The sequence below is a fragment of the Aeromonas sp. DNRA1 genome (assembly GCF_963888745.1).
In the GTDB taxonomy this organism is placed as follows: Bacteria; Pseudomonadota; Gammaproteobacteria; order Enterobacterales; family Aeromonadaceae; genus Aeromonas; species Aeromonas hydrophila.
Genome location: NZ_CAWPKQ010000002.1, coordinates 328472 through 340088, shown reverse-complemented (window position 1 = coordinate 340088; position 11617 = coordinate 328472). Strand labels below are relative to the sequence as shown.

Below are 11617 nucleotides of genomic sequence, written 5' to 3'. Positions count from 1 at the left end.
CTATGACTCTTGTGACAACCCCAGCACCTGGCGCAACTGGGCCAGCTGGTGGTGATCCCCCTGTGCCGCGGCATGGCGCAGGGCCTGGGTCGGTGCGTGGATCAACTTGTTGGTGAGGCGGTGGGCCAGCGCCTTGAGCGCCTGCTCGGCATTCTCGCCCTGCTGCAGGGCCAGCAGGGCGCGCTGCAGCTCTTCGTCGGCCACCTGTTGGGACTGGTGGCGGTAATCGCGAATGAGATCCACCGAGTGCTGGCTGCGATACCAGCCCATGAAGTCGTCGCGCTCTTCCTGCACGATGAGCTCAGCCTCGGCGGCGGCCCGTTTGCGAGTCTCGAGATTCTGCTCGATGATGCCCTGCAGGTCGTCCACCGTGTAGAGATAGGCGTCCGAGAGCTCGTCCACCTCCGCCTCGATGTCGCGGGGCACGGCGATGTCCACCAGGAACATGGGCTTGAAGCGGCGAGCCTTGAGCGCGCGCTCCACCATGCCCTTGCCGATGATGGGCAGCGGGCTCGCGGTGGAGCTGATGACGATGTCCGCCTCATGCAGGTAGTCCGGGATCTCTTCGAGCGTCATCACCTGGGCGCCGAACTCCTCGGCCAGCAGCTGGGCCCGCTGCAGGGTGCGGTTGGCCACCATCATCTGGGTGACGTTCTGCTCGCGCAGGTGGCGGGCCACCAGTTCGATGGTCTCGCCGGCGCCGACCAGCAGCACCTTGGTCTGGGAGAGATCGGAGAAGATCCGCCGCCCCAGGCTCACCGCGGCAAAGGCCACCGACACGGCGCTGGCGCCGATCTCGGTATCGGTACGCACCCGCTTGGCCACCGAGAAGGATTTCTGGAACAGCCGCTCCAGCGATCCCTTCACCGCCTCGGACTGCTGGGCATGGGCGTAGGATTGCTTGATCTGCCCCAGGATCTGCGGCTCCCCCAGCACCAGGGAGTCGAGCCCGCAGGCCACCCGCATCAGGTGGCGGACCGCCTCCTCGTCCTGATGCTGGTAGATGGCGGAGACCACCTCGGCCGCATCCAGACCGTGGAAACGCTGCAGCCACAGCAACACCTGCTCGCCCTGCCCCTGCGCCAGGCTGCAGTAAAGCTCGGTGCGGTTGCAGGTCGAGACGATCACCGCCTCGCTTACACCGGGTTGGGCGACCAGCTCACGCAAGGCGCGATCGATGCAGTCCGGGCCGAAGGCGACCCGCTCCCGCAAGGCGACACTGGCGGTGTTGTGGTTGATTCCGAGGGCAAGCAAACTCATGAGTGGGCGTGGATCGTATCTGTGCGCTGGGAGTAAAGGCTGCCAATTGTACGAGAAAGGGTAAGTCTTTAAAAGCAATACGGCCGCCCCGTATACTGTGGCAAATCCCCTTTTCCGGAGCATGACCTTGTTGTTGCGTCTTTTCACCCTTGGCTGCCTGCTGTTGCTGGCCGGTTGCGCCACTACCCAACCCCAGCGTGATCAGGTCAACTGGCAGCAGGAACGTACCCGCCTCGAGCAGCTCAGCCACTGGCAGCTGTCGGGCAAGATGGCCATCATCACCGCCCAGCAGAAGGGCAGCGCCCGGGTCAACTGGCAGCAGGATGGCGACGACTACCGTCTCAACCTCACCAGCCTGATCGGCACTCACATCCTCGAGCTCTCCCGCAGCAAGGGCGAGATCACCCTGATCGACAACGAGGGCAAGCCGCACCAGAGCCAGGATGCCGAGGCGCTCATCTATCAGCTCACCGGCTGGAACATTCCGGTGGCCGGGCTGCCGGAGTGGATCAAGGGCCTGCCGGGCCAGGCCGCATTCGAGCTCAACCCCGACCGCAGTCTGGCCAGCGTGCGGGACGGTCAGTGGCAGATCGTCTATGGCGACTACCGGGATCAGGACGGCTACCGCCTGCCGCACCTGCTCACCATGACCGGCCAGGGCAGTCGCCTCAAGCTGCAGATCAACCAGTGGACCATAACCCGCTGATGGCGGCCATCGACAAGGACTCCCCCATGAGCGCCATGCGCTGGCCGGCTCCGGCCAAACTGAATCTCTTTTTGCACGTCAACGGCCGTCGCCCGGACGGCTACCACGAGCTGCAGACCCTGTTCATCTTCCTCAACCACGGCGACTGGCTCGAGTTCGATCCGCTCACCGATACCGACTTGCTCACCCTGAGCCCGGCCATTCCCGGTGTGCCCGACGAGCAGAACCTGATCATCCGCGCCGCCCGCCTGCTGCAGGCCAGGCTGCCAAGCCCGCAGGGAGCCCATATCCGGCTGGAGAAGGTACTGCCCATGGGCGGTGGCATCGGCGGCGGTTCGTCGGACGCCGCCACCACCCTGGTCGCCCTCAACCACCTGTGGCGGGCCGGCTTGAGTGAAGACGAACTGGCCGAGCTCGGCGTGCAGCTGGGCGCCGACGTGCCGGTGTTCGTGCGCGGCAAGGCGGCCTTTGCCGAGGGGGTCGGTGAGCGGTTGCAGCCGGTCGAGCTGCCGAGTGCCTGGTATCTGGTGCTCAAGCCCGATTGCCATGTGGCGACCGCCGCCGTGTTCCAGGATCCGGACCTGCCCAGAGATACCCCGAAAATGGCATTGCACAATCTGCTGGAAGGGGAGTGGAAAAACGATTGCGAATTGCTGGTGAAAAAGCGCCACCCCGAGGTTGCCAATGCGCTCGGCTGGTTGCTAGAATACGCGCCGTCAAGAATGACGGGCACAGGAGCCTGCGTCTTTGCTCAGTTTGAAGACGAAGTGGCTGCTCGGGAAGTGTTGGCAAAAGTGCCGAAAGGATGGGATGGGTTTGTCGCCAAGGGCGAGAACATATCACCACTCTTCGCTGCATTGCAACAAGTCAGTGATTGGGGTATCGCCAAGCGGTAAGGCAGCGGGTTTTGATCTCGCCATTCCTAGGTTCGAATCCTAGTACCCCAGCCATCTCCTGAACATCGAACAGGGTATATCGATTCACCTGCCGCAGCAGTCTTGCCGGGAGTGCACACTCCCCCTCGCCGGTTGCAGCATCCATCGTTACCCGCTCGTTGTCGGGAGGTCACTGGTCATCATGGATGACGGGGCGTCGACCAGCACGACGCTCAACCGACTTGCCGCATGCAACGTGGGCACCTGGCCTGAAAGCAGCCTATAGTGGTCTGACCCGTCAACTTGATAAATCGTTTGCCCCAAAACGATAAGGGTCTGAATAAGACTCCCCACATACTGGATGCAACCCCGAGGTTTCAAACCGTGCCTGACATGAAGCTGTTTGCTGGTAACGCAACGCCGGAACTAGCCCAGAAGATCGCAGATCGCCTGTTTATCAAACTCGGCAATGCTGCCGTAGGTCGCTTTAGCGACGGCGAGATCAGCGTACAGATCAACGAGAATGTACGTGGTGGCGATATCTTCATCATTCAATCCACCTGTGCCCCGACCAACGACAATTTGATGGAATTGATCGTGATGGTGGATGCTCTGCGTCGTGCTTCAGCTGGCCGTATTACTGCCGTTATCCCCTACTTTGGTTATGCCCGTCAGGACCGCCGCGTCCGCTCCGCCCGTGTTCCCATCACCGCCAAGGTCGTCGCCGACTTCCTCTCCAGCGTCGGTGTGGATCGCGTGCTGACCGTTGACCTGCATGCCGAACAAATCCAGGGCTTCTTCGACGTCCCGGTCGACAACGTGTTCGGCAGCCCGGTGCTGCTGGAAGACATGAAGTCCAAGAACCTCGAATCCCCCGTGGTCGTGTCGCCGGACATCGGCGGCGTGGTACGTGCCCGTGCCATCGCCAAGCTGCTGGACGATACCGACATCGCCATCATCGACAAGCGTCGTCCCCGCCCGAACGTCTCCCAGGTCATGCACCTGATCGGTGACGTGGCCGGCCGCGACTGCATCATCGTCGACGACATGATCGACACCGGCGGCACCCTGTGCAAAGCCGCAGAAGCCCTCAAGGAGCGCGGCGCCAAGCGTGTATTCGCCTACGCCACTCACCCGGTCTTCTCCGGTTCCGCCGTGGAGAACATCAAGAACTCCGTGATCGACGAACTGATCATCACCGACTCCATCCCGCTCACCGCGGAGATGAAGGCGGTCGACAAGGTCAAGCAGCTGACGCTCTCTTCCGTGCTGGCCGAAGCCATTCGCCGCATCAGCAACGAAGAGTCCATCTCTGCCATGTTTGAGCATTGATAGACCCTGTTGTGACAAAAACCGCCAGCTGGCGGTTTTTGTCTTTTTAGTCCCAGTTACACCCGGTACTGCCCTGCCCCGTCGCAGGTTAAGGATTGTTCCATGAATCGCTTGCGCCCGCTGCTGCTCCTTGCCTTCTGCAGCTTCCTGTTCGCCTGTCAGCCCGGCAATGAAGGCCAGCCCTTCGTGCTGACCCTGGCTCATATGAACGACACTCACTCCCAGTTTGACCCGGTCAACGCCGAGCTGAAGGGGCCCATCTTTGGCAAGCAGGGGGAGACCGACACCCTCTACACACGCTTCGGCGGCTATCCGCGCCTGCTCACCATGGCGAAATCCTTCCAGGCCGATGCGCTGGCCAAGAACCAGCCGATCTTGCTGCTGCACGGCGGCGATGCCTGGCAAGGCAGCGGCTACTTCAAGCTCAACGAGGGGATGGCCAACGCCGAGCTGCTGAGCCAGTTCGGCCTCGACGCCATGGCCCTTGGCAACCACGAATTCGATCTCGACAACCAGAAGCTCACCCGCTTCATCCAGGGGGTCAACTTCCCGGTGCTGGCCGCCAACCTGGATACCCGCGACGATCCGGATCTGCGCCACGCCACCAATCTCAAGCCGTTCGTCATCTACGCCTTCGATGGCAACCAGAAGAGTCCGGTCAGCGATCTCAACAACCTGCCCCAGGGCAAGCAGCTGGTCGCCGTGATGGGGCTGGTGCTGGAGGACATGGCCAACATCTCCCCCAACGTTGGCAAGCTGCGCTTTGGCAACGAAGTCACCTCCGCCCAGGCGACGGTGGACCTGCTGCGCCAGCACGGCATCAACCAGATCGTGGCGCTCACCCACATCGGCAACCAGCGAGATCTGGCGCTGGCGGCCAAGGTGAACGGCATCGACGCCATCGTCGGCGGCCACTCCCACAGCCTGCTCGGCGATTTTCGCAACATCGGCTGGGGCAACACCGGCGAGTACGCGGCGCTTGTCACCAACCCGGACGGGGTCGGCATGACCTGCGTGGTGCAGGCCGGCTCCTACGCCCAGGCCATCGGACTGGCTCAGGTGAGCTTCGATGCCCAGGGCCGGGTCATCGCCTGCAAGGGCCAGAACCAGCTGCTGGCCAGCCACGACTTCTTCGCCGATCCCGCCCGCCAGCAGGCGCTGGACGCAACCCGCAGCCAACAGGCTGCCAAGTTCATCGATGCCCAGCCCAACCTGGTGACCGTGGATGAAGATCCCCGCCTGCGCGGCATCATCGACAGCCACTACAAGCCCGCCCTCGAGCAGGCCTTCGGCCCCGTCATCGCCACCCTGCCGGCCGCCCTGCAAAATGCCCGTCGCCCCGGTGACAACGGCAGCGACAGCCACGGCTCCGACGTCGCCCCGCTGGTAGCCGAGGGTCAGTACTACTGGGCCAATACCCCGGCAGTACAGGCGCTGACCGGCGGCCCGGTCCACTTCGCCCTGCTGGCTGTGGGCGGCGTGCGCGCCGATCTGCCGGCCGGCGAGCTGCGCGAAGGGGATGCGGCGCTCACCCTGCTGCCGTTCAAGAACCAGCTCTCGGTGCTCACCCTGACCGGCGCCGACGTGCGCGCCCTCTTGACCGAGACCATCACCGCCACCCTGCCCGCCAGCGCTCACGCCGGCAAGTTCCCCTACGGCGGTCACCTGCGCTACACCTTCACCGAGACCACGCCGGGCAAGCGCGGCGCCCTGACCCAGTTGCAGTGGCAGGACGCTGACGGCCAGTGGCAGGATCTGGTGGATGCGACGCGCTACCGGGTGGTGATGAACGCCTACAGCGCCAACGGCAACGACGGCTGGCAGGCGCTGGCCCGCGCCCAGGCCCAGCACGCCGAGCGCCAGGATCTCGCCTGGCAGGATGGCAAATTGACGGCGTTCCCGGTCGAGCGGGTGGAGCAGAGCGGCGATCAGCTGAGCGCCCGCTACACCGCCGGCCATCAGCTTGACTGCAAGGCGAGCGGCATGGAATGCGGCACCGACGCCGCCTCCTTCGTGCAGTATGTGCGCGAGCAGCGCCCGACTCTGACGGCGCTGGCGGAAGAGACTGTCACCCTGGTGCGTGCCGCCCAGTAAGTCGGCTCTGCCACCGGCAAGCCACACCACGGGCCCCACGCAGGGGCCCGTTTTGCTGCCGTTGGCCACCGGTTCTCCCGCTTTTCCCCGGCACTGGCCGAGCTTTGGTTGAGTGATCGCCAGTCGGCGGCTAGAATATTGCGTCCCATTGCCCTGGGCAGTCGGCCCATTGCAAGCAGCGAGTGAAGAAATCAAGCGTGACAAGCCAAATCAAACTGATCGTGGGTCTGGGCAATCCCGGCCCGGAATATGCCAAGACCCGCCACAACGCCGGGGCCTGGTATGTGGAGCAACTGGCACGCTGGCACAACGTCAGCCTGCGCGAAGAGCCCAAGTTCTTCGGCCACACCGCCCGCATCCAGGTGGATGGCCAGGATGTGCGCCTGCTCATCCCTAACACCTACATGAACCTCTCCGGCAAGGCGGTGGCTGCGCTGGCCCGCTTCTACCAGATCGAGCCGGAAGCCATGCTGGTGGCCCACGATGAGCTGGACCTGCCCCCCGGCATCGCCAAATTCAAGCAGGGCGGCGGCCACGGTGGCCACAACGGCCTCAAGGACATCATTGCCAGGATGGGCAACAACAATAATTTCTTCCGGCTGCGACTGGGGATAGGTCACCCGGGCGCCAAGGAGCTGGTCGCCGGTTTCGTGCTGACCAAGGCCCCCAGCAGCGAACAGAGCCTGATCGACGCCGCACTGGACGAGTCCCTGCGCGCCACCGACATTCTGTTCAAGCAGGACATGACCAAGGCCATGAATCGCCTGCACAGCTTCAAGGCCGAGAAAGTCTGAATACAGATACCTGACACGCGTCAGGGTCGAACAATATGACAGGGTCGCCCAAGAACCTGTTCATGCTCTGCAACGAGAGGTTGTCAGCAAGGTAAAGCGCAGCGCAGGAACCGGAGCGTATAGTCATACGTGAGCGCTCTTGGTTTCACATAAGCGAGCAGCGCATGATCCTTGATCACAGCCTCGCAGCAAGAGCATGGGCAGGTTCTGCGGCCCTCACACAGCATCCATCAAGTAAGGTAACAATCCATGGGTTTTAAATGCGGTATCGTGGGCCTGCCCAATGTAGGCAAATCCACCCTGTTCAACGCGCTGACCAAGGCCGGTATCGAAGCCGCCAACTTCCCGTTCTGCACCATCGAGCCGAACACCGGCGTGGTACCGATGCCGGATCCCCGCCTCGATCAGCTGGCAGCCATCATCAATCCGCAGCGCGTTGTGCCGACCACCATGGAATTCGTGGACATCGCCGGCTTGGTGGCCGGTGCCTCCAAGGGTGAAGGTCTGGGCAACCAGTTCCTGGCCAACATCCGTGAAACCGAGGCCATCGGTCACGTGGTGCGCTGCTTTGACGACGAGAACATCGTCCACGTCGCCGGCAAGGTCTCCCCGGCCGACGACATCGAGGTGATCAACACCGAGCTGGCCCTCTCCGACCTGGATGCCTGCGAGCGCGCCATCAACCGCCAGTCCAAGCGCGCCAAGGGCGGCGACAAGGATGCCAAGCTGGAAGTGGAAGTGCTGGAAAAGATCAAGGTGGCGCTGGAAAACGGCCAGATGATCCGCGGCATGAAGCTGGACAAGGATGAGCTGGCCGCCGTCAGTCACCTCAACTTCCTGACCCTCAAACCCACCATGTACATCGCCAACGTGGCGGAAGATGGCTTCGAGAACAACCCCTACCTCGACAAGGTGCGCGAAATCGCCGCCGCCGAGAACGCGGTTGTGGTGGTCGTCTGCTGCGCCATCGAGGCTGACATCGCCGAGCTGGACGATGCCGACCGCGCCGAGTTCATGGCTGACCTTGGCATCGAGGAGCCGGGCCTGAACCGGGTGATCCGCTCCGGTTACGAGCTGCTCAAGCTGCAGACCTACTTCACCGCTGGTGTGAAAGAGGTGCGTGCCTGGACCATCCCGGTCGGCGCCACCGCTCCGCAGGCGGCCGGCAAGATCCACACCGACTTCGAAAAAGGCTTTATTCGCGCCCAAACCATCGCCTTCGAAGACTTTATCACCTACAAGGGTGAGCAAGGTGCCAAGGAAGCGGGCAAGATGCGCGCCGAAGGGAAAGAGTACATCGTCAAAGATGGCGATATCATGAACTTCCTGTTCAACGTCTAATCCCATGAGAGGCCAGCATTTGCTGGCCTCTTTTTTAACTGGCCAAGGCTCGTATCTGCTGGCAAATGTCGTAAAAAAAACCAGATTGTTGGGCTTTTGCACGACAGCGACCAATAACTCGCCAAACGCACCCAAATTCGGTTTTTCAAACAAAAAAAGGGTTGACGCCCCAGAGCCAGATACGCATAATTCGGCCCGCACAGTGACGAGGCAACGAGGCACTGGAAGCAAGGTTGGCTATGTAGCTCAGTTGGTTAGAGCATCGCACTCATAATGCGGGGGTCACAGGTTCGAATCCCGTCATAGCCACCATCTCTAGTTGGGGTATCGCCAAGCGGTAAGGCAGCGGGTTTTGATCTCGCCATCCCTAGGTTCGAATCCTAGTACCCCAGCCATTTTTCAAAGATGTTTGATAGAATCTGTCAGGCATCGCAGTTGGGGCATCGCCAAGCGGTAAGGCAGCGGGTTTTGATCTCGCCATACCTAGGTTCGAATCCTAGTGCCCCAGCCATTTTTAAAAAGATGTTTGATAGACTCTGTCAGGCATCGCTGTTGGGGTATCGCCAAGCGGTAAGGCAGCGGGTTTTGATCTCGCCATCCCTAGGTTCGAATCCTAGTACCCCAGCCATTATTCTGTTCTCTTCCACACAGTGGTTGACAACAAACGGCTATGTAGCTCAGTTGGTTAGAGCATCGCACTCATAATGCGGGGGTCACAGGTTCGAATCCCGTCATAGCCACCATTTTTAAAAACGTTCCTTCAATCATCTGATTGCAAAGAACACTGTTGGGGCATCGCCAAGCGGTAAGGCAGCGGGTTTTGATCTCGCCATACCTAGGTTCGAATCCTAGTGCCCCAGCCATTTTTGCTTGTATTCGACGCGAGTCGTGCACAAGACGGCTATGTAGCTCAGTTGGTTAGAGCATCGCACTCATAATGCGGGGGTCACAGGTTCGAATCCCGTCATAGCCACCATTACTCCTGCGGAAGTGGCGAAATTGGTAGACGCACCAGATTTAGGTTCTGGCGCCCTAGGCGTGAGAGTTCGAGTCTCTCCTTCCGCACCATAAAAAGCAGTACCAAACAGACCAGCTCAGGCTGGTTTTTTTGTATCTGGCGTTTGCCGCTCTCTTCCCCCTCCCCATCTCATCGCCCGCCGGCAACTCCTGCCATGTATCAATGGCTGGGTCTTTTGCTCTCCTCTACGACGGCGCTGATGCCCGGCTTTCGCTTTACCCCGCCCTTTGCATGTCACAGAGCACAGCGGGCAATAAAAAGGCGGCCCGCTGGCCGCCTTTCTCATCGATACAATCAGAACGGGAAGAACCAGGGAATGGCGATGACGCTCACCACCATCACCAGCAAGGTGAAGGGCACGCCGATGCGCACGAAATCCACGAACCGGTAGTTGCCGGGGCCCAGCACCAGGGTGTTGACCGGCGAGGAAACTGGCGTCATGAAGGCCGCCGAGGCGGCGATTGCGATGGTCATGGCGAACGGATAGGGGGAGATCCCCATCTGCTGCGCCGTGCCCAGCGCAATCGGCGCCATCAGTACCGCCGTCGCAGTGTTGGAGATGAACAGCCCTATGATGGCGCACAGGGCAAACAGACTGGCCAGCATCACCCGCGGCCCCATCTCCCCTACCGCCGAGATCAGCGCGCCGACGATTAGATCCACCCCGCCGGTCTTTTGCAGCGCCAGCGCAAAGGGCAGCATGCCGACGATGAGGATCAGGGTCGGCCAGTGAATGGACTTGTAGGCGCTCTCCATGTCGATGCAGCGGAATTTGCCCATCAGCAGGCAGGCGATCAGCGCCGCGATCACGTTGGGCACCGGATCGGTCACCATCAGGGCGATCATCACCCCGAGGCAGATGAGGGCGTGAATTGCCTGGCTGCGGGCTGGCGCCATCTCGTCCACTTCGGCCGGCAACCCCAGCAGCAGGAAGTCGCGGCTGTGGGTCTGCAGCAGGCGGATCAGGCTCCAGTTGCCCACCACCAGCAGGGTGTCCCCCAACTGCAGCGCCTCGTCCACCAGCTTGCCGCCAAGCGCCTCGCCGGCGCGGCGGATCCCCACCACGTTGAGGCCGTAGTGGGAACGAAACGCCACCTCGCGGATGCTCTTGCCGAGCAGGCGGGATTCGGGGATGAGCGACACTTCTGCCATGCCCACCTCCCGCGCCTGATCGGAGAAATACTCCCCGCGCAGGATCATGGGCTCGAGTCGCGCCTCGCTGCAGAACTCGCGCACGTCCACCTCGGGATCGGACATATCGATGAGCAGCACGTCCTTGGCCTGGAACTCGGTCACCCCGGAGACGGTGACCATCACCCGCCGAAACTTGCGCCAGCGCTCCACCCCGATGACGTTGGCCCCGTAGCGGGCTCGCAGTTGCAGCTCGTCCAGAGTCTGGCCGATCAGCGGTGAATCGGGCCGGATCGCCAGCCGGCGTGCCCGGCCGGCCAGCCGGTAGTCGCGAATGAGATCGCGCATGGTGCTGCGGCCGATCTGCTTGCTCTTGCCCTCCTCACCTTCATGCACCAGGGAGGTGCGCATCAGCAGCATGTAGAGGATCCCCATCCCCAGAATGATGACCCCCATGGGGGTGAAGCCGAAGAAGCCGAAGCCGTGGATGTCGTGGCGCATCAGCTCGCTGTTGACCACCATGTTGGGCGGCGTTGCCACCAGCGTCATCATGCCGCTGATGAGGCCGGCAAAGCCGAGCGGCATCATCAGCCGACCGGCCGGGATCCCCATCCGGTTCGCCACGCTCAGCACCACCGGGATGAAGATGGCCACCACCCCGGTACTGCTCATCACGGCCCCGAGCAGGGCGACCGCCACCATCAGCAGTACCAGCAATCGGGTCTCGCTGCTGCCGGCCACCTTCACCAGCGCATCCCCCACCTGATAGGCGATACCGGTGCGCACCAGCCCCTCCCCCACCACGAACAGGGCGGCAATCAGGATGACGTTGGGATCGCTGAACCCCGCCAGCGCCTCTGGCAGGGTCAGGGTGCCGCTCAGCACGAACAATATGATGATCAGCAAGGCAACCACGTCCATGCGGACCTTGTTGCTCACAAACAGATAAATGGCGCCCACCAGCATGCAGAGGACCCAGACCAACTCGGAATTCACACTTGCTCCTTTTGTTCAGCTCCACCCCGGCCGGAGCGGATTCCATCAGACCACAGCTCATTTCTCCCCG

The 11617-nt window shown here is 61.9% G+C and carries 8 protein-coding genes and 9 tRNA genes; 15 read left to right on the top strand and 2 right to left on the bottom strand.

What is annotated here, in order from left to right; all coding sequences use genetic code 11:
- Entirely contained in the window at positions 1-1260 is a 1260-nt protein-coding gene (gene hemA, locus AACQ43_RS07635) for a glutamyl-tRNA reductase (protein ID WP_168966773.1), read from the bottom strand.
- Positions 1261-1381: 121 nt separating this feature from the next.
- Here hemA and lolB point away from each other — a divergent pair, with 121 nt between their 5' ends.
- From lolB to AACQ43_RS07560, 15 genes are all read left to right on the top strand, one after another.
- A complete protein-coding gene (gene lolB / locus AACQ43_RS07630; protein WP_168966771.1) occupies positions 1382-1966 on the top strand; it encodes a lipoprotein insertase outer membrane protein LolB in 585 nt (194 codons plus the stop codon).
- Positions 1967-1992: 26 nt separating this feature from the next.
- Positions 1993-2862 carry a 4-(cytidine 5'-diphospho)-2-C-methyl-D-erythritol kinase gene (gene ispE / locus AACQ43_RS07625; protein ID WP_168967155.1) on the top strand — a complete coding sequence of 290 codons (870 nt, stop codon included), beginning with the start codon at positions 1993-1995 and terminating at the stop codon, positions 2860-2862.
- Positions 2842-2916 (top strand) — tRNA-Gln (locus tag AACQ43_RS07620). The genes ispE and AACQ43_RS07620 overlap by 21 nt, the downstream gene beginning before the upstream one ends.
- A gap of 309 nt (positions 2917-3225) precedes the next feature.
- Positions 3226-4173, top strand: a complete 948-nt coding sequence (locus tag AACQ43_RS07615) for a ribose-phosphate pyrophosphokinase (RefSeq protein WP_005298464.1) — start codon at positions 3226-3228, stop codon at positions 4171-4173.
- Positions 4174-4275: 102 nt separating this feature from the next.
- Complete coding sequence (locus tag AACQ43_RS07610) at positions 4276-6267, top strand: bifunctional metallophosphatase/5'-nucleotidase (protein WP_168966769.1); 1992 nt, start codon at positions 4276-4278, stop codon at positions 6265-6267.
- Positions 6268-6464: 197 nt separating this feature from the next.
- A complete protein-coding gene (gene pth / locus AACQ43_RS07605) occupies positions 6465-7061 on the top strand; it encodes an aminoacyl-tRNA hydrolase (RefSeq protein ID WP_005298460.1) in 597 nt (198 codons plus the stop codon).
- 249 nt (positions 7062-7310) lie between these two features.
- Entirely contained in the window at positions 7311-8402 is a 1092-nt protein-coding gene (gene ychF, locus AACQ43_RS07600) for a redox-regulated ATPase YchF (protein WP_016351608.1), read from the top strand.
- Positions 8403-8637: 235 nt separating this feature from the next.
- Positions 8638-8714, top strand: a tRNA-Met gene (locus tag AACQ43_RS07595).
- A gap of 8 nt (positions 8715-8722) precedes the next feature.
- Positions 8723-8797, top strand: a tRNA-Gln gene (locus tag AACQ43_RS07590).
- A gap of 41 nt (positions 8798-8838) precedes the next feature.
- Positions 8839-8913 (top strand) — tRNA-Gln (locus tag AACQ43_RS07585).
- A 42-nt stretch (positions 8914-8955) separates the two neighbouring features.
- Positions 8956-9030 (top strand) — tRNA-Gln (locus AACQ43_RS07580).
- A gap of 38 nt (positions 9031-9068) precedes the next feature.
- Positions 9069-9145, top strand: a tRNA-Met gene (locus AACQ43_RS07575).
- A 45-nt stretch (positions 9146-9190) separates the two neighbouring features.
- Positions 9191-9265, top strand: a tRNA-Gln gene (locus AACQ43_RS07570).
- 36 nt (positions 9266-9301) lie between these two features.
- Positions 9302-9378: transfer RNA gene (locus AACQ43_RS07565), tRNA-Met, on the top strand.
- Positions 9379-9386: 8 nt separating this feature from the next.
- Positions 9387-9470: transfer RNA gene (locus AACQ43_RS07560), tRNA-Leu, on the top strand.
- A gap of 244 nt (positions 9471-9714) precedes the next feature.
- On the opposite strand, the gene AACQ43_RS07555 is transcribed toward AACQ43_RS07560, so the two are convergent.
- On the bottom strand, positions 9715-11547 hold the full coding sequence (locus AACQ43_RS07555) for an SLC13 family permease (protein ID WP_168966767.1): 1833 nt from the start codon (positions 11545-11547) through the stop codon (positions 9715-9717).
- Positions 11548-11617 lie beyond the last annotated feature (70 nt).